Here is a 16,068-nt window from a genome sequence, read left to right on the forward strand (position 1 = left end):
GTTCGTTCTTGATCACAGCTGCCACCTCAGGTCGTCCAGCGTCAGGAACTGGCCGTCGCGCCCGACCGTGATCCCGAACTGGTGCCTGCGGGGTCTGCCCAGGTCGTGCCACTCGACCACGGCCTGCTCCGCGATGTCCCACAGGTGGCGCGGGCCGCCCTGGTCGACGTGCGTGCCGTGGTGGTGCAACCAGGAACCGTCCGGATGGGCCAACCAGTCCTGGCCCGCGACGACGCCGGGCAGCGCGATGCCGGCGAAGAACTCGAACGGGCTGGCCGGGTCGACCACGGTGTTCAGCGGCAACGTGGTGGCGCGGCGCTCGAACGCGCCGGAGCCCGCGTGTGTGGGCGGGTGGGCGTGCGCGCGCAACGGCATGAAACGGCCGTCCTCGACGAGCACGCGGCCCTCGCCGGTGCCGTCGCCGTTCGACACGATCTTGACCAGCCCGGCGCCGATGGGGCGGTGCAGCGTGGTGACGACCAGGCCGCCCGGACGGACCTGCTCCAGCCAGGCGGGCGGGATGGTCGAGACGGAGCACGTGGCCAGCAAGCGGTCGTACGGCGCGCGCTCCGGATGGCCGAGCGCGCCGTCGCCCGCCACGCACGTCGGGTAGAAGCCGTTGTGGTGCAGGCGTTCCTGTGCTCGCCGGGAGATGCTCGGGTCGACGTCGATCGTCGTCACGTTCTCCGCACCCACCACGTGGCAGAGAAGAGCCGCGTTGTAACCGGTGCCGGTACCCACCTCGAGCACCGGCTGTCCTCTGTGGACGTCCAGCGCCTCCAGCATGATCGCCATGATCGTGGGCATGCTCGACGAACACGTCGGTGTGCCCCCGGTCACCGTGTCGTCGCCGTTGAACTGGGTAACCCACACACGGTCGGCGTAGACGAGTTTCAGCCAGTCCGGGTGCTTCGCGGTGACCGGTTCCCAGTCACCGCTGGGCAGCTGGCGGTAGAAGCGCGGCAGGAACTCGTGCCTCGGGACTTCCCGGAAAGCCTTGAGCCACTTGGAATCGCGCAGCACGCCGTCACCGAGCAGGTGGTCCGCCAGCTCGGTGCGAAGGGCCCCGGCGTCGTCCATGTCACCCACAACGGTATCCCTGTGGCGGAGCACACGCAGCGATTGCTAGCAGGGTGCTTGCAAGAGTTAGCACCCAGGGCTAACGTAGTTGGTGGCACGAGGAACGGGAGCGGGAACAGTGGACAAGTCCATCGACAAAGCAGTCGCGGACCTCGGCCGCAACATCGGTGAGTACATCCGCGAGCAGCGCAACCACGCGAAGATCTCCTTGCGTGAGCTGGCAAAGCAGGCGGGTGTCTCCAACCCCTACCTCAGCCAGATCGAGCGAGGACTGCGCAAGCCGTCCGCGGAGATCCTTCAGCAGATCGCCAAGGGCCTGCGCATCTCGGCCGAGGTGCTGTACGTCGAGGCCGGGATCCTCCAGCAACGCGAAGGCGGTGCGTTGGCGGACGCCATCGTCGCCGCGACCGATCTGACCGAGCGGCAGAAGCAGGTGCTGCTCGATGTTTACGAATCTTTCAGGCGGGAGAACTCCGCCAAGAACAAGGAGGACTGATCTCCATGCCGAAGCTCACCCAGGACGACGTTCGCAAGGCCGCCGAGCAGGGTGCTCACGCCGCACGCCAGGCGCTGCTCGCCGCCCTCGGCGCCGGTGACCTCGCCGCCAAGGCCGTGGTCGAGGCGCTGAACAAGGCCAAGGTCCGCGCCGAAGAGGCCGGCACCAAGGCCCAGGACCTGCCGGCCGAGCTCAAGGACCTGCGCGAGAAGCTGCAGCCCGCCGAGCTCAAGAAGCTGGTCGACGCCTACACCGCCTCCGCGGTGAACCTGTACACCTACCTCGCAGAGCAGGGCGAGCAGACGCTGGAGCAGATCAAGGCCCAGCCGCAGGTCAAGCAGGCCGTCGAGCAGGTCGAGCACGCCGTCGAGGCCGCGCAGAAGCGCGCCGGGTCCGCAGCCTCCGATGCCCGCGAACTCGCGGACGACGTGCTCGGCAAGGTGACCCGCCGCACCCGCTCGGTCGGCGAGAAGGTCGCCCACGAGGTCGAGGAAGGCGCCGAGAAGCTGGCCGAGGAGATCGTCGAGGTCGGTGGCGAGGCCGCGCACGAGGTCCGCAGCACCACCCGCAAGGCCGCGAACCGCACCGCGCCGCGCAAGCCGGCGACGACCACCCGCAGCACCACCGCGGCCAAGAAGACGACCGCGACGAACACCACCAAGTGAGTCGCTGAAGTTCAGTGAGAGGGGAGCAGCCCGCTGGGGCTGCTCCCCTCTCGTCGTACCGGCACGTAGTCTGGGGGCGTGTTCTACGTGCCGATCTTCAGCTTCTGGAACCTCGACGGCATCGTGTACTTCTTCGCCGACCTGGGGTTCACCATCGTCGGTCTGTTCGCGTTCTTCCACGCGCTGGCTCAGCGTGTCGACGCGTACACGGCCGCAGAGCGCATGACGAAGCCGGCATGGCTCGGCATCACCGGTGGTGGAGCGGCGGCGATGCTGCTGTTCGCGCCGGGCGGCTTCGGCTCGATCTTCTGGCTGGCAGGCCTCGTCGCGGTGCTCGTGTACATGGTGGACGTGCGCCCGAAACTGATCGAGGTCCAGCGCGGCCCCCGCTGGTGATCACGCACTCCCACGGCTCCGGCTCGCCCGTCACGCTGGTGGCGCACGGGCTCGGTGCCACGCCCGGTGAGGCGCGGATTCCCGCCTCCGGGCTGCCCGGTACCCGCGTCGTCGTGACGTTGCCCTCGCACGGGGACGCCCCGGACGCACCTGCGGGGTACTGGGACTACGGCCGGATCGCCGCCGATCTCGCGACTGTTCCCGCTGATCACGCCGTTGGTGTCTCGCTGGGCGCCGGGGCGTTGATCCGGCTGCTCTCGCTCGAACCCGATCGTTTCCGGCGGGTGGCGCTGCTGCTGCCCGCGGTGCTGGACCAGCCGCGACAGCCGTTCACGCTGCAGCAGCTGTCCGATCTGACCGTCGGGCCGCCCAACTACGTCGCTGAGCGTCGCGCCGCGTTGACCCGCCTGGAAGCCGCCGCTGAGCAGCTGCCGGGCCAGGTTGCTGTTCCCGATGCCTCGATGTTGGCTGCCGTGTCGGCTCTGGTGCTGGTCATCGGGGCTGTGGGCGATCCGCTGCACCCCGAGGACGTGGCCAAGGCGACCGCGGCGGCGTTCCCCGGCGGTGAGCTGTGGCTGATCGACTCACCGGCACCGATGATCACGCACCGCGCCGAGGTGCGGCACAGATTGGTCGACTTCTTCGCTGGGTAGCCGAAGTGCATGGCTGAACAGAAGAAGATCGCATTCCTGGTCGACACGGAGGGCATCGAGCAGGTCGAGCTCACCGACCCGTGGACGCACGTCGAGAAGGCCGGCGGAGTGCCGCGCCTGATCGCGCCGAAACTCGGTGAGGTCCGCGGCTTCAACCACCTCACGCCTGCCGACTCGTTCCCGGTCGACACCACCTACGCCGATGCCTCCGTCGACGACTACGACGGCGCGGTCATTCCCGGTGGTGTGGCCAACGCGGACTTCCTGCGAATGGACTCCGACGCCGTTCAGCTGGTGAAGGCGCTGGTAGCGGCCGGGAAGCCGATCGCGGCGATCTGCCACGGGCCGTGGCTGCTGGTCGAGGCCGACGTCGTGCGCGGCAAGATGCTGACCTCGTTCCCGAGCCTGCGGACCGACATCCGCAACGCGGGCGCCGACTGGGCCGACCAGGAGGTCCGGGTCTGCGACATGAACGGGTGGACGCTCGTGACGTCGCGCAATCCCGACGACCTGCCGGCGTTCAACCGCGAGGCGCTGAAGGCCTTCGGCCTGGACTGAACGGGGTCTGCAGCCCCCGTTCAGTTTTTAGAGACGCGTCTGGGCGTAGTGCGCCATGGCGTCACGAACCCACTCGGCCATGTTGTCGCCGTTGACCTCGAAGTTCACCCGGAACTCGTCCGAGTCGACGTAGAGGTTGCCGAGGCCCGTGTAGGACTCCCGGTTCGGCGTCCAGCTGAGGCAGATCCAGCGGTAGTGGCGGTCGATGACCTCCTGCGTCTGCGGAGCGTCGATCGCCGTGCCCGCCGTGAACAGCGCACCGAGATCACGTGCGATGTCCTGCCACTGCTGCATGAAGTCGTCCGCGTCGGCACGCGTCCAGTTCTTCATCTTCTGCTTGCTCCCGGCGATGTGCTCCTTGGCACCCTCGCCGTAGCGCTCGACCAGCTCGGCCTCGTAGCGCTCCTGCTTCGACGCGTCGAAGCCGTCGAACAGCTCTTCCAGCTTCACCTCGTCCCCTCCTTCCAGTTCGGCAATCGTCCGCGCGACGGTTCCGGCGAGCCGGTCCAGCCTCTTGCGTTCCTCCTGCAGCCACCGGTGGTGGTTGCGCAGGACGGTCAGCTGGTCGTGCTTGCCGTTCAGCAGCTCCGCTACCGTGTCGAGGCCCAGGCCCATGTCGCGCAGCAGCAGGATCTGCTGCAGGCGGTGGACCTGCTCCTTCTCGTAGTAGCGGTAGCCGTTGTCACCGACCCAGGCCGGCGGCAGCAACCCGATCGAGTCGTAGTGCCGCAGCGTCCTGGACGTCACCTTCGACATCCGGGCCACTTGGGCGATCGACCAGGCCATTTCCGGTTCCCCCTTCGCGCTTGATTTCGAAGGTAATGGTTGACGTAACGTCAAGGTCAAACCGAGTTTGGCAGGATGGTCGACGTGTGGACCATCGCTGGATCGTTGGAACCCGTACCCGTGCTCTCCCGCCTCGACCTGCTGGCCGAGCCCGTCGCCGCCGCGGTGAAGGCGCTGCCTGATCCCGAACGCCTCGCGGTCGCCGAGATCGACCCGACGCTCGCGGACACCGCCGAGTTCTGCGCGCACTACGGCTCGCCGCTCGACGCCTCCGCCAACTGCGTCGTCGTCGCCGGCAAGCGCGGCGGTGAGCTCCGTTATGCGGCCTGCATGGTCATGGCGACCATGCGCGCGGACGTCAACGGTGTGATCCGCAAGCGCCTCGACGCGCGCAAGGCGTCGTTCGCGCCGATGGACGACGCCGTGTCGTTGACCGGCATGGAGTACGGCGGCATCACTCCGATCGGACTGCCCGCAGGTTGGCCGATCCTGCTGTCGCCCGAGGTCGCCGCGGCACCGGAACTGGTGGTCGGCAGCGGCATCCGGGGCAGCAAGATCCTCGTGCCCGGCGACGTGCTGGCGAAGCTTCCGGGCGCCGAGATCATCGAGGACCTGGCGCGCTGAGCCTGCTGATCACCTGGTCCGGGTCGAGCTCCCACCTGATCACCCGCGCGTCCGGGCCGGACGACGTGAGGTCGCCGTCGGCGTCGAACAGCACGGCGTTGACCGGACCGGTGTGCCCGGTCAGCGTCGCGACCTGAGTGCCGTCGGCCACCTGCCACAGCGTGATCAGGCTGTCGTTCGCGGCGGCTGCCACCGTTGTGCCGTCCCTGCTGACCGCGACCGCTCCGATCGCGCCTCGGCCGGTGACGAGTGTGCGCGCCTTGCCGTTGGCGTCCCACAGTGCGACCTCGCCGCCGGCGTCGCCCACCGCCAGCAGGCTCGAACCAGGAACGGCCGCGATCGACTTCACCGCGGGGCCCGCGTCCCGGATCACCTGCACCTGGTCACCGGACCGCCGCAGGAAGCGGCCCGGCTGCTCGGATATGAGGTCCCACACCACGACGGCCGCGTCCTTGCAAGCTGATGCTTGCTCTGACCATGGCCATCGCGGCCGCCATGAGCGTGCTGGTGCCGGGCACGGCTGTCGCCGCGCCCGACTGGGAGATCAACGAGGCGGTCAAGGGCACGCCGCCGTCGAACGAGCTGCTGGACTGCGCCGACACGATCGAGGTGAAGGTGTGGGTCTGTTACGAGAGCCACGGCGACCGCTGGTCGGTCTACGACCGTGACGGCGACAGCGCGTCGGCGCTCGTCGAGTGGAAGAACTACCGCAACGGTTCGCTCTACCGGCAGGGCCGCCGCGTCAACGGCCACGGCGCCGGTACGTGGGCGTACTGCAACAAGAACTACTACGAGGACAGCACCCTGAAGGGCAAGCAGGGTTGGTGGGACCGCCCCAACGGCAGCCCCAGGACCTACGACCGCGAGTCCCCGTTCCAGAGCTAGGACTGGTACTTCACCAGTAGTTCCACCGCTTCATCGACATCGTCGGTGACGAGGATCCACTGTTCCGCCTCCCGGCTCGCCGCGAGCTTCTGCACCAGCGGCGCGGCCGGAACCTCGTCGGTCCAGAACGCCTTGCCCAGGAACACCATGGGGGCGGCTGGGCCGACGCTGCAGTAGTAGTTCTGCGTGAAGTCCTGGAAGACCTCCTGGACCGTGCCCGCCTTGCCCGGCGTGTAGACGATGCCGCCGGTCGCGACGGTCAGCAGGCCCTCCTCGCGCACCGAGTTCGCGAAGTACTTCGCGTGCAGCTCGCAGGCCGGGTTGGGCGGCTCGTGGCCGTAGAACCAGGTCGGGATGCCGATCGTGCGAGGTCTCTCGAAGCTGGGGATGTCCGGGAACGCCGCGAGCCACCGGCCGATCGACTCGTCGTCGTGGCCGAAGCCAGGGGCCTGCGCGATGGCGTCGAGCACGTCCTTGTCGGCTTCCCCGAGCCGGACGCCCAGGGGCACGGCCTCCATCGCGCCGGGTCCGCCGCCGGTCAGCACGGTGAAGCCGGCCTTTCCGAGCGCGGCGCCGAGCTCGACCGCGTTGCGGTAGCCGTCCGAGTCGCGGGCCAGCGCGTGCCCGCCCATGACCGCCACCGGCTGTCCGGTCAGCGCCTCGTCGAGCGCCTCGGTGATCGAGTGGTCGTGCAGGCGTTCGGCCAGCGCGTGCAGCGGGTCCGGGTGGTGGCCCTGCTGCTTGCTGTGCCGGTAGATCACCGCGTCGGGGGTGTCCGCGTACGACTTGGGGTCGGCGGGGTCGAAGCCCGCGAACAGCTCTGCCGGCGTGTAGAGCGACGACCGGTACACCTCGTACGGCAGGTCGGGGATGACCGGGAAGATCAACGCTCCCGCGGCCTCAGCCCGGCGCTGCATCGTCTCGCTGAGGGTGCAGCCGAGCAGCAGCGCCCCGTCCAACGGGACCCGCACGTCCTCGCGGGTGAGGTCCAGCCCGATGATGACCGCTTTGCGCAGGTCGGACTCGGCTCTCAGCTGGTCCAGGTCGGTGATTTCGATCCGCACGGGAAAAAGCCTATGCCTCGGGCGAACCAACGCGCCGCCGAATCCGAATGAGTAGTGGGAACTGGGGTCCGCTCGTCGTCCGTCGAGCGGCCGCGGGCCGCGCTGCCCAGGAAAGGTTCCCCGCAATGGCTACCGAACAGCTGACCGGCTGCGCCGCCCGTGGCGCCCGAGTGGTAGATCCCCACCGCGTCGAGTACCTGGACTGCGGCGGCTACGGAGTTCCTCTGCTCGGCCACGCCCACCCGGCGGTGGTGCAGGCCGTGGTCGGCCAGGTACGCCGGCCGTCCCTGCTGGACCGCCTCATGCTCGATCTCGTCACCCCCAACGGCCTCGACCACGTGCACGTCTTCCCGTCGGCGTCGGAGGCCGCCCAGTTCGCCGTAGCCCTGGCTCAGGCCAATGGCCGCCCACGCGTGCTGACCACCGGCGAAGTCCCGTACGGCGGCATCGACTCGTTACGTGCCGTTCTAGCCTCCGGCCCACCGGCCTGCGTCCTCGTCGAACCGGTCCGCGCCGCCTCGTTCCCGCCCTCCGGCTACCTGCGCGCGATCGCCGAGGTGTGTCGCGAGCACGACGCGTTGCTGATCGTCGACGAAACGCGCACCGGCCTGGGCCGCCTCGGCGTGTGGTGGGGCTGCGACATCGACGGCGTGACCCCGGACATCCTCCTGGTGGGCGAGGGCCTCTCCGGCGGCGTGCTCCCGATAGCCGCCGTCGTGGCATCGGCGGCCGTCGAGGTGCCGTTGTGGCGCGGCCCGGAAGAGGTCTCGCCGCTGGCCTCCGCCGCCGTGAACGCCTGCCTGCGCGTCACCGCCGCCGACGGCCTCGTCGAACGAGCCTCGGTGCTCGGCGACGAGCTGCTGCTGGGCCTCCGCGCGGTCACCGCGGGCAAGGCCCACGCCTCCGGCTGCGGCCTGCTGCTCGGCGTCGAACTGCCGGACAAGCACGCCGCCGACGTGTTCACCGGCGAGCTGCTGCGATCGCGCGTGCTCGCCGACTTCCGCGGGCGGACGGTGAGCTTCACCCCTCCTGCCGTCATGACGGCCGCGGACGCCGGGTGGTTGATCGAGGCCGTCGGGAGGGCCGCGGCCAAGATCTGAGTTCGCCCGGCACGACCGGCGCACCCCTGCCAAGATCCACGGCGGGGGTGCGCCGTCCGTCTTCTCCGAACCCTCGCGGGTACCGCTGAGTAGTTTCGCTCATTTTCCCGGTCCGGGCTGCGGGTCCGCGCCCCGTTGTGGTTCGCTCACTGCGAGTGAACGGGGGCTACGGGGTGTACGGAAATCCGGACGAGCTGGACCGCATCGCGAGCGAGATCGAAAAGCGCGCCGAGTCGGTCCGCACGCATGGCACCGAGATGAACGACAAGGCGCGGACGATGCACTGGAAGTCCGTGGCGGCCGATCGGTGCCGCGAGACAATCGAGGGCGACAAGCGCAGGCTGTTCCAGACCGCCGATGGCCTGGACGGCGCCGCCGCGGTGCTGCGGCAGCACGCCCAGGAGGTCCGCGAGATGATCGCCGCGATCAAGCGGATCGCGGAGGCCGTCACCGGCTGGTTCAAGAGCGCGATCGACACGTTCAACCGGGCCGTGGACGCGTTCAACAACGCCGTGAAGGACATCGCCAACGGCGTCGCCGACGCTCTCGGCTTCGGCGGCGGACAGCCACCGCAGCCTCCCCAGCCACCGTGGACCGGCTGGAAGTGGGGCCCGGACAACCTGCCGCCGCAGGGCGACAAGGCGTGGCTCGAGGTCGGCGAGTACATGCGCGGTCAGGGCGTGTCCGCATGACCCCCGCGCCGCATCGGCTCGTGCTCTCCGCGCGGGAGTTCGCCTACCTGGTGGAGAAGACCGGCGTCGACCTGCCGCCCGACTGGATGCCCGCCGCCGACGTCCAGATCGGCCCCGCCGAAGCAGACCTCACCAGGAAGCGCGTCGTGACCGGCGTCGGTGACGAGGCGGAGGTCCATCCGTCGGTGGAGCGCAACCTGCAGATCCTCGCCGGGCCTATGGTCATGCTGGACACCATCGCCTCCATCGGCGACAAGAGCTCGCACAGCGTCCACGCGGTCAACGGCCCGTTGGGCGCCTCGCTCTTCGCACTGGGCGACGGCGCAGTCGAGCTGTCCATGTTCGCGTCGACCGACCTCGGCAAGGAGCTGATCCGTGCTGTGCCGCAGGCAGACCGCGCCGGCGCGAGCCTCGAATCCCGGCTCGGCGGCAGCCACGAGGCAGAGCCACTCCGCGGCCGGCTGCCGTTGAAGGCGTTGCAGGAGATGGGTGCGGCCAGGCTCTTCCGCGCCGCCGACCCGGACGCCCCTGCCGCGGTGCTGGCCGAGCTGAAGCTGTCCGGTGCCGAAGCCTCTCTGGCGCAGAACGTCGCCGACCAGACCGACGGTGCCCTGCGCTGCCTCGTCATCTCGGCCAACGGCACGTCGCAGGTCAACTGGGTGCACACGGCGGGCGGCTGGAGCGGCCTCGATCCCGAGCCGGACGGCTCGGGGCGCCGCATGGTGCGCATCGAACCGGCCCAACGCGAGGACCTCGGCACCTGGGTGGCGTCGGCGGTGGCGGGAGCACTGTCATGACGGAACCCGCAAAGCCCCCCGGCGTGACCAACGTCGACGTCTCCGGCGGCATGAAGAGCACGACCGTCCAGTGCGACGACCTGCTTGCGCTGAGCCGCCTCACCGACGAGGTCGGGGAGGACACGCTCAAGATCGCCGCGGCTGGCCACAAGTTTCTGGTCGAGCCCAACGTGCTCGCGTCGTCGTTGCTGAATCCCGGTGGCGTGGTGAAGTTCGAGGCGGCCATGGCTGTCGCGCTGGACGGACCGCACGGACTCACCGCCACCTCGGCGGGCATCAGGCTCCGCGGTGAAGCGCTGAAATCCAGCAAGATCGCTTATGAGATGGCCGACGAGTTGGCGGCGAAGAGTCTCGAAGTTTCCCGGTGGTTCGCGGGCAAGGCGGTGACGGCCACTCCGACGGTCGCCGCCGCAACCGCCCTGCTCGCCGGCGGTGCGATCGCAGCTGATGTCCACGCCAACTACGACGGCGACTGGATGAAGTGGTTGATGGACCACCCCGGCATGGTCGACAACCTGATCGGTATGACGCCGGGAATGATTTCCTCGCTCGGCATTCCGGTGGATTTGGCCACCACGCTCGACCTGCTGGCCGCCACCTACCCCGATGGCAACGCGGTCGTGACACCCTCTCGCAGCCACCCGCACGCTGATGTGCCCAAGGATCTGCACGACCTGATGGAAGGGCTTGCGATGCGCAACAAGCCCGATGTGCTGGAACCGAGAGGCAAGGATGAACCTGTCGATCCGGCCAACATCGACGTGCGCATCATCAAGAACGCACAGAATGAAGTGACCGGTTATGTGGTCGACATCCCGGGGACAAAGCACTGGAATCCGCCAGGTGTGGTGGAAAGCGCGAACGACACCGGTGTCAACGTGGACGCCATGGCGGGCAATCGAACCGTGTTGCAGAAGGGTGTCGAAGAAGCGCTGCGCATGGCGGGTGCGACGGACGGGAAACCGGTGATGCTGCTCGGACACAGCCAGGGTGGCATCGTGGCTGCGCAGTCGACGCCGGACCTGGTCGCCAGCGGTTACAACGTGACGCATGTGGTCACCGCAGGGTCTCCGGTCGGCCGGATCGACGTGCCGGCCAACGTGCAGATGCTCTCCCTCGAGAATCGGAACGACATCGTGCCGCGGCTTGATGCCGCCGACAACCCGGACACGGCGAACCGGACCACGGTGAAGTTCGACCAGAACTACGGGGACTTCAAAAATCACAACATCGAGGAGAACTACTCGGAAGCTGCTCGGCAGGTGAGCGACCCCGGCTCGAAGACGTACCACGACCCTGCGGTGGCCAAATACCGCGACAGTCTCGGAGCGTTCACGAACGGTTCGCAAGCCGAAACTCGCACATATCGGGTGACTCGAGAGGGCGTCAATTGAGAATCACGAGAAGGATTCTCGCTCTGGCCACGGTGTTGTCGCTCACCGCCTGCGGAATCACCGACCAGTACAACCAGGAGTACGACGAGCTCGGCAAGAAGGTGGTCGCGGAGGTCAAGCAGCAACAAGGCGTCGCCGATGCCGAGTACAGCTACGTGCACGGAATCGACCAGGGGCAAGGCATCAGCGTCAACGTCACGCTCAGCTCCGACGCGAATTCGGCGGACATGCCTGGAAAGCTGATGGAAATTGCGCAACGGAACTACTGGCTGGGCGTCACGCCTCCTGGTGGGCCGACGATGTCCGTGCGTGTGTGGAGCGCGGAGCCGCCACACCCACAGATCAGCCTGGAACAGGTGGACGTGAGCGATACGGCCGCGTTGGAGAAGAAGTACGGCCCCCGCCCGAAGAAGAAATGAGCACCACGATGACCCCAGACGAATGGCTCGCCGACTTCGAGGCCAAGACCGCCGAACTCCAGCGCAACGCCGCCGCCTTCCGCCGCAACCTCGAGTCCGCCGGTACGACCGTGACGACCGAGGACAAGTCCGTCACCGTCACAGTCGCCCCGAACGGCGCCCTGCTGGACCTCAAGATCGAAGGCGACACCGAGCTGGCCACCAGGATCCTCGGGCTCACCAGGACTGCCCGCGAGCAGGCCGCCACGAACGTGCTCGACGAGTTCCGCCACGTCACCGGCAGCCACGCGAACGAGCTGGACACCGACGTGTCCGTCCCCGGACCGCCGGCACCCGAGCAGCAGAAGGCCAAACCCGAAGACGAGGACTTCGCGGAGAAGGCCGTCTACCGCAAGGAGAGCTGGTGAAGACTCAGAAGATCACCGTCTGGTTCCCGTGCACCAGCACCCGGTCCTCCAGGTGCCACCGCAGCCCGCGCGCCAGCACGACCTTCTCGATGTCCCGCCCCTTGCGCACCATGTCCGCGACGGAGTCGCCGTGGTCCACGCGCAGCACGTCCTGCTCGATGATCGGCCCCGCGTCCAGGTCCGCCGTCACGTAGTGGCAGGTGGCCCCGACGAGCTTCACACCGCGGCGGTGCGCCTGGTGGTACGGCCGGGCGCCGATGAACGACGGCAGGAAGCTGTGGTGGATGTTGATCGTGCGGCCCGACCAGGCCGCGCAGAGCTCCGGCGGCAGGATCTGCATGAAGCGCGCCAGGACCACGGCGTGCGGGTCGTGCTTCTCCACGAGCTGGCGGAGCTGCGCGAACGCTGCCTGCTTGCCCTCCGGATCGTTGGAGGGGAACGGCACGTGGTGGAACGGGATGCCGTGGGCGCGGGTGATCTCGCCGAGCTCCGGGTGGTTGCCGATGACGGCGGACACCTCGACGTCCAGCTCGCCGGTCGCTACGCGGGCCAGCAGGTCGTAGAGGCAGTGGCCCTCCTTCGACACCAGGATCACCACGCGCTTGCGGGCGCCCGTGTCGGTCACCGTCCACGTCGACTGCGCGCCCAGGGACGCCGCCACCTCCGCGAACCGGGAGCGCAGCTCGTCCACGCCGAACGGCAGGGAGTCCGCGCGGACTTCCTGGCGCGTGAAGAACCAGCTCGTCTCCGGGTCGGTGTGGTACGCGGCCTCGACGATCCAGCCGCCGTTCTCCGCGAGGAACGACGAGATCTTCGCGATGATGCCGGTGCGGTCCGGGCAGCCGAAGGTGATCACATAGCGACGCTCAGGCGATGACACGCCGCATGAGTATTCACGGCCTCGGCAGCGCCGCCAACAGCGACTCGTCGCCGGACACGATCGCGTGGCTCGGGCGGCCCCACAACCTGCGGTAGATCGCGTCGGCGGTGCCCGCGAGGGTGGCGTCGGAGTCGATGGCCGAGTCGTGCACGGCGGTGACGACCAGCGGCTCGCCCTCGGTCAGTCGCGCCTCCCACGTGCGGCCCGCGTCGGCGGCGTGCACCAGCAGTCGGCCGGTTCCGGAGATCCTGCGGCCCTTCTGCAGCTGCCGGGGCACCATCACGGTGAGGAACTCGTCGATGCCGTCGGCGGCGAACTCCGAGTCGAACAGCAGCGTCGGCACGTCGTGACCGGCGGCGAGTTCGGCGTCCAGGCGGTGGATCGACGTCTCGTGCGCCTGCCTGCGTGCCCACCAGCCGGCGCGGTTCGTGCCGTCGAACGTCCACGCTGGACGGTCCGCGGGTGTGTCACGCAGCCGGGAGAGGAGCACGGAAAGCTCGTTGTCCCACCAGGTGAGCGCTTCGTCGAACTCCTGCGGCGGCTTCGGCCACTCCGGCAGGCCCGCCTCGGGCGCGGTGGCGATCGCCTTCGCCGCCCACGAGTGCACCGCGGCCTGGTGCCGCACGAGGTCCAGCACCGTCCACTCGGGACAGGGCGGGACCGCGGCGTCCTGGCCTGCCTCGACGGCGGCCGAACGCATCAACGAAGCCTGCTTCTCGATCTCCGCGACGAAGTCCACGACGAAATTCTACGGCGCGACTGCGGCCCATTCGAGCGTAATTTCGCCGAGCCGCCATCGGCGCCGGTCGTCCAGCACCGGCCAGCCCCGCGAAGCGAGCAACCGCGCCGACTCCACCCACCGCGCGCGAGGCCCGAAGGGGGCGAACGGTGCCGCGGTCGCCCAGCACGCGTCCAGCTCCGCCAGCAGCGCGTGCACGCGCTCGCCCGGCACGTTCTTGTGGATCAGCGCCTTGGGCAGCCGCTCGGCGAGGTCGGAAGGCGTCTCGATCCCGGACGGCTTGCACGCCAGCGTGAACCGCAAGGGGCCGTCGGACGACAGCGTCACCCACGTGCACCGGCGGCCGATCTCGTCGCAGGTGCCCTCGATGATCAACCCACCGGGAGCCATGCGGCCGAGCATCGTGTCCCACGCCTCGAACGCCTGCTCCTCGGTGTACTGGCGCAGCACGTTGAACGCGCGCAACAACACCGGCCGCGCACCGGCCAGTTCGAAGCCACCGCGGCGGAAGTCCAGCCAGGGCGGGTCGGCCACCGCCTTGCCGGCCTCGACGCGGTCGGTGTCGATCTCCAGCCCGAGCACGCGCACGTCGGGACGCACCGTGCGCAGGCGCAGAGCCATCTCGACGGTGGTGATCGGCGACGAGCCGTACCCGAGGTCGACCACGAGCGGGTCGGCCGCCTCGGTCAAGAACGACGACAGCGTCCCGGTCATCCACCGGTCGACCCTGCGCAGGCGGTTCGGGTTGGTCGTGCCGCGCGTCGGCAGGCCGAGCGCACGAGCCCGGCCGGCCGCTAGCCGCGGTTTGCGAGCCATTCCGACGTGAACTCGCTCTCCTTGTCGAGCAGCACCGCGACCTGCTCGGCGATCAGCTTCTCGAGCTTGCCGCCCATGAGCGGGATGCTGACCTTGACCTCCCCCGTGAGGGTGACCTTCGAGCCGGAACCGTTGTCCGTGATGGTGAACGCACCGTCCAGCCGGCCGGGTACGCCGTTGAGCGTCACCTCGACCGTGCCCGCGCCCGCCGCCCAGTTCTCCATGCGCTGGATCACGAGGTCGCCACCCAGCAACGACTTGGCCATCGACGGCAGGTGCTCCGCGGGCACACCCTGCTTGAGCTGGTAGGACGTCTTCCCGTCCACGGACGAGAACGTCACGAGCTCGGCGTCGTTGCCGCCGATCGCGGCCAGCCGGTCCCGCAGATAGGTCTCGTCGACCATCGCGCCGAAGACCTTCTCCGCCGAATGGGGTGACGTGGTGTGGTGCTCGATGCGGCGTGCCATGTCGCGGAGGCTACCGTTGACGCCTGTGACCACCACGCAGTCCGTACCTCTGGCCGAGCGCACCACGCTCCGACTCGGTGGCCCGGCCGCGCGGTTCGTCCACGCCACGACCGCAGCCGAGCTGGTCGAAGCCGTGCGAACAGCCGACGCCGCCGACGACGAGAAGGTCCTCGTGCTCGGCGGGGGATCGAACCTCGTGATCTCGGACGGCGGCTTCGACGGCACCGTGGTGCACGTCGCCACCAAGGGCTTCCGGCTCGACCCGCTGGGCGGCGGGATCGTCCAGTTCACCGTCGAGGCCGGCGAGGAGTGGGACGCGGTCGTCGCAGAGGCGGTCGCGCAGGGGCTCGGCGGCCTCGAGTGCCTGTCGGGCATCCCCGGTCTCAACGGCGCGACGCCCGTGCAGAACGTCGGCGCGTACGGCGTCGAGATCTCCCAGGTGCTGCAGTCGGTGGATCTTCTGGACCGGCGCAGCGGCAAGGTGCACCAGGTGCCCGCGGCCAAGCTGGGCCTCGACTACCGCACCAGCGTGCTGAAGGGCACGGACAACGCTGTCGTGCTGCGCACCAGGTTCTCGCTCACCGCCGGCGGCATGTCCGCCCCGATCCGCTACGCCGAGCTGGCGCGCGTTCTCGGTGTGGCGCAAGGTGATCGCGTTCCGGCCGACGAGGCCCGCAAGGCGGTGCTGGAGCTGCGCCGCGGCAAGGGCATGGTGCTCGACCCCGCCGACCACGACACGTGGAGCGCCGGCTCGTTCTTCACCAACCCGATCATCGACGACGCCACGTTCGCCGGCGTGCTGATCCGCATCGCCGAACGTCTCGGCGCCGACGTCGACGTGCCGACCTACCCGGCGGGGCAGGGCTTCAGGAAGCTCTCCGCCGCGTGGCTGATCGAACGTGCGGGCTTCCGCAAGGGCCACCAGGGTCCCGGTGGCCGGGTGGCGCTGTCCAGCAAGCACACGCTGGCGCTCACCAACCGCGGCGGCGCGTCCACCGAGGACCTGCTCGACCTGGCGCGCGAGGTGCGCGACGGCGTGCGGGCGACGTTCGGCGTTGAACTGCACCCGGAACCGGTCTTCGTAGGCGTTCAGCTCTAGGGCTGTTCGGGTGACTCCGTGTGACCAACCGCTACCCGGCGTGTTTCATTG

The 16,068-nt window shown here is 69.0% G+C and carries 22 protein-coding genes; 14 read left to right on the plus strand and 8 right to left on the minus strand.

The features are described 5' to 3' along the window. Positions 1–12: 12 nt before the first annotated feature. Positions 13–1,080 (minus strand): methyltransferase domain-containing protein, encoded by a 1,068-nt coding sequence (locus C8D87_RS11610; protein ID WP_112227045.1) that lies wholly within the window; start codon positions 1,078–1,080, stop codon positions 13–15. Between the two features lie 118 nt (positions 1,081–1,198). Between C8D87_RS11610 and C8D87_RS11615 the strand changes: the two genes are divergently transcribed. From C8D87_RS11615 to C8D87_RS11635, 5 genes are all read left to right on the plus strand, one after another. Further along, positions 1,199–1,576: a helix-turn-helix domain-containing protein gene (locus tag C8D87_RS11615; protein ID WP_109629119.1), complete on the plus strand. Its 378-nt coding sequence runs from the start codon at positions 1,199–1,201 to the stop codon at positions 1,574–1,576. Between the two features lie 5 nt (positions 1,577–1,581). Then, on the plus strand, positions 1,582–2,241 hold the full coding sequence (locus C8D87_RS11620) for a hypothetical protein (RefSeq protein WP_233442041.1): 660 nt from the start codon (positions 1,582–1,584) through the stop codon (positions 2,239–2,241). A gap of 120 nt (positions 2,242–2,361) precedes the next feature. After that, complete coding sequence (locus C8D87_RS11625) at positions 2,362–2,637, plus strand: DUF2516 family protein (RefSeq protein ID WP_109632833.1); 276 nt, start codon at positions 2,362–2,364, stop codon at positions 2,635–2,637. Then, positions 2,634–3,290 (plus strand): alpha/beta fold hydrolase, encoded by a 657-nt coding sequence (locus C8D87_RS11630; protein ID WP_233442042.1) that lies wholly within the window; start codon positions 2,634–2,636, stop codon positions 3,288–3,290. Before C8D87_RS11625 ends, C8D87_RS11630 begins: the two co-directional genes overlap by 4 nt. A gap of 9 nt (positions 3,291–3,299) precedes the next feature. Further along, positions 3,300–3,848: a type 1 glutamine amidotransferase domain-containing protein gene (locus C8D87_RS11635; protein ID WP_112226651.1), complete on the plus strand. Its 549-nt coding sequence runs from the start codon at positions 3,300–3,302 to the stop codon at positions 3,846–3,848. A gap of 27 nt (positions 3,849–3,875) precedes the next feature. Here the strand turns inward: C8D87_RS11635 and C8D87_RS11640 are convergent, their stop codons facing one another. After that, positions 3,876–4,634 (minus strand): MerR family transcriptional regulator, encoded by a 759-nt coding sequence (locus tag C8D87_RS11640; protein WP_112226652.1) that lies wholly within the window; start codon positions 4,632–4,634, stop codon positions 3,876–3,878. A 75-nt stretch (positions 4,635–4,709) separates the two neighbouring features. On the opposite strand from C8D87_RS11640, the gene C8D87_RS11645 reads away from it, so the two are divergent. Beyond that, entirely contained in the window at positions 4,710–5,258 is a 549-nt protein-coding gene (locus tag C8D87_RS11645; protein WP_112226653.1) for a YbaK/EbsC family protein, read from the plus strand. On the opposite strand, the gene C8D87_RS11650 is transcribed toward C8D87_RS11645, so the two are convergent. Then, positions 5,236–5,694, minus strand: coding sequence for a WD40 repeat domain-containing protein (locus tag C8D87_RS11650; RefSeq protein WP_170166398.1), 459 nt, complete (start codon positions 5,692–5,694; stop codon positions 5,236–5,238). The two genes, C8D87_RS11645 and C8D87_RS11650, sit on opposite strands and share 23 nt — an antisense overlap. Before the next feature lie 26 nt (positions 5,695–5,720). Here C8D87_RS11650 and C8D87_RS11655 point away from each other — a divergent pair, with 26 nt between their 5' ends. After that, positions 5,721–6,143: a hypothetical protein gene (locus tag C8D87_RS11655; RefSeq protein ID WP_215732288.1), complete on the plus strand. Its 423-nt coding sequence runs from the start codon at positions 5,721–5,723 to the stop codon at positions 6,141–6,143. Here C8D87_RS11655 and C8D87_RS11660 read toward each other — a convergent pair. Next, positions 6,140–7,207, minus strand: a complete 1,068-nt coding sequence (locus tag C8D87_RS11660; protein ID WP_112226655.1) for an LOG family protein — start codon at positions 7,205–7,207, stop codon at positions 6,140–6,142. The two genes, C8D87_RS11655 and C8D87_RS11660, sit on opposite strands and share 4 nt — an antisense overlap. Positions 7,208–7,332: 125 nt before the next feature. On the opposite strand from C8D87_RS11660, the gene C8D87_RS11665 reads away from it, so the two are divergent. From C8D87_RS11665 to C8D87_RS11690, 6 genes are all read left to right on the plus strand, one after another. Further along, positions 7,333–8,307, plus strand: a complete 975-nt coding sequence (locus C8D87_RS11665; protein ID WP_170166399.1) for an aminotransferase class III-fold pyridoxal phosphate-dependent enzyme — start codon at positions 7,333–7,335, stop codon at positions 8,305–8,307. Between the two features lie 155 nt (positions 8,308–8,462). After that, positions 8,463–8,999 carry a putative T7SS-secreted protein gene (locus tag C8D87_RS11670; RefSeq protein ID WP_146771684.1) on the plus strand — a complete coding sequence of 179 codons (537 nt, stop codon included), beginning with the start codon at positions 8,463–8,465 and terminating at the stop codon, positions 8,997–8,999. After that, the gene (locus C8D87_RS11675; RefSeq protein WP_146771685.1) at positions 8,996–9,796 is read left to right on the plus strand and encodes an ESX secretion-associated protein EspG; all 801 of its coding nucleotides are present in this window, start codon (positions 8,996–8,998) and stop codon (positions 9,794–9,796) included. The genes C8D87_RS11670 and C8D87_RS11675 overlap by 4 nt, the downstream gene beginning before the upstream one ends. Next, positions 9,793–11,190, plus strand: coding sequence for a PGAP1-like alpha/beta domain-containing protein (locus C8D87_RS11680; protein WP_112226659.1), 1,398 nt, complete (start codon positions 9,793–9,795; stop codon positions 11,188–11,190). Before C8D87_RS11675 ends, C8D87_RS11680 begins: the two co-directional genes overlap by 4 nt. Then, positions 11,187–11,609: a hypothetical protein gene (locus C8D87_RS11685; RefSeq protein ID WP_146771686.1), complete on the plus strand. Its 423-nt coding sequence runs from the start codon at positions 11,187–11,189 to the stop codon at positions 11,607–11,609. The genes C8D87_RS11680 and C8D87_RS11685 overlap by 4 nt, the downstream gene beginning before the upstream one ends. Positions 11,610–11,617: 8 nt before the next feature. Beyond that, the gene (locus C8D87_RS11690; RefSeq protein WP_146771687.1) at positions 11,618–12,016 is read left to right on the plus strand and encodes a YbaB/EbfC family nucleoid-associated protein; all 399 of its coding nucleotides are present in this window, start codon (positions 11,618–11,620) and stop codon (positions 12,014–12,016) included. A gap of 4 nt (positions 12,017–12,020) precedes the next feature. Here the strand turns inward: C8D87_RS11690 and purU are convergent, their stop codons facing one another. The 4 genes from purU to C8D87_RS11710 are packed head-to-tail and all read right to left on the minus strand — an operon-like array spanning position 12,021 to position 14,918. After that, a complete protein-coding gene (gene purU / locus C8D87_RS11695; protein ID WP_325049656.1) occupies positions 12,021–12,872 on the minus strand; it encodes a formyltetrahydrofolate deformylase in 852 nt (283 codons plus the stop codon). Between the two features lie 37 nt (positions 12,873–12,909). Further along, positions 12,910–13,635 carry a maleylpyruvate isomerase family mycothiol-dependent enzyme gene (locus tag C8D87_RS11700; protein ID WP_233439092.1) on the minus strand — a complete coding sequence of 242 codons (726 nt, stop codon included), beginning with the start codon at positions 13,633–13,635 and terminating at the stop codon, positions 12,910–12,912. 9 nt (positions 13,636–13,644) lie between these two features. Continuing rightward, positions 13,645–14,451 (minus strand): SAM-dependent methyltransferase, encoded by an 807-nt coding sequence (locus tag C8D87_RS11705; RefSeq protein WP_109629091.1) that lies wholly within the window; start codon positions 14,449–14,451, stop codon positions 13,645–13,647. Further along, positions 14,430–14,918: a DUF2505 domain-containing protein gene (locus tag C8D87_RS11710; RefSeq protein ID WP_211337100.1), complete on the minus strand. Its 489-nt coding sequence runs from the start codon at positions 14,916–14,918 to the stop codon at positions 14,430–14,432. The genes C8D87_RS11705 and C8D87_RS11710 overlap by 22 nt, the downstream gene beginning before the upstream one ends. On the opposite strand from C8D87_RS11710, the gene C8D87_RS11715 reads away from it, so the two are divergent. After that, on the plus strand, positions 14,917–16,017 hold the full coding sequence (locus C8D87_RS11715; protein ID WP_233442043.1) for a UDP-N-acetylmuramate dehydrogenase: 1,101 nt from the start codon (positions 14,917–14,919) through the stop codon (positions 16,015–16,017). The two genes, C8D87_RS11710 and C8D87_RS11715, sit on opposite strands and share 2 nt — an antisense overlap. The last annotated feature ends 51 nt before the right edge of the window (positions 16,018–16,068 follow it).

The organism is Lentzea atacamensis (assembly GCF_003269295.1).
GTDB lineage: Bacteria > Actinomycetota > Actinomycetes > Mycobacteriales > Pseudonocardiaceae > Lentzea > Lentzea atacamensis.

Bases quoted from the DNA above. Each gene is read 5' to 3' on its own strand.
- C8D87_RS11610 (WP_112227045.1), bottom strand. From the start codon at position 1,080: ATGGACGACGCCGGGGCCCTTCGCACCGAGCTGGCGGACCACCTGCTC.
- C8D87_RS11715 (WP_233442043.1), top strand. From the start codon at position 14,917: ATGTCGCGGAGGCTACCGTTGACGCCTGTGACCACCACGCAGTCCGTA.
- C8D87_RS11655 (WP_215732288.1), top strand. From the start codon at position 5,721: ATGCTTGCTCTGACCATGGCCATCGCGGCCGCCATGAGCGTGCTGGTG.
- C8D87_RS11675 (WP_146771685.1), top strand. From the start codon at position 8,996: ATGACCCCCGCGCCGCATCGGCTCGTGCTCTCCGCGCGGGAGTTCGCC.
- C8D87_RS11665 (WP_170166399.1), top strand. From the start codon at position 7,333: ATGGCTACCGAACAGCTGACCGGCTGCGCCGCCCGTGGCGCCCGAGTG.
- C8D87_RS11635 (WP_112226651.1), top strand. From the start codon at position 3,300: ATGGCTGAACAGAAGAAGATCGCATTCCTGGTCGACACGGAGGGCATC.
- C8D87_RS11680 (WP_112226659.1), top strand. From the start codon at position 9,793: ATGACGGAACCCGCAAAGCCCCCCGGCGTGACCAACGTCGACGTCTCC.
- C8D87_RS11690 (WP_146771687.1), top strand. From the start codon at position 11,618: ATGACCCCAGACGAATGGCTCGCCGACTTCGAGGCCAAGACCGCCGAA.
- C8D87_RS11645 (WP_112226653.1), top strand. From the start codon at position 4,710: ATGGTCGACGTGTGGACCATCGCTGGATCGTTGGAACCCGTACCCGTG.
- C8D87_RS11710 (WP_211337100.1), bottom strand. From the start codon at position 14,918: ATGGCACGCCGCATCGAGCACCACACCACGTCACCCCATTCGGCGGAG.
- C8D87_RS11640 (WP_112226652.1), bottom strand. From the start codon at position 4,634: ATGGCCTGGTCGATCGCCCAAGTGGCCCGGATGTCGAAGGTGACGTCC.
- C8D87_RS11705 (WP_109629091.1), bottom strand. From the start codon at position 14,451: ATGGCTCGCAAACCGCGGCTAGCGGCCGGCCGGGCTCGTGCGCTCGGC.
- C8D87_RS11620 (WP_233442041.1), top strand. From the start codon at position 1,582: ATGCCGAAGCTCACCCAGGACGACGTTCGCAAGGCCGCCGAGCAGGGT.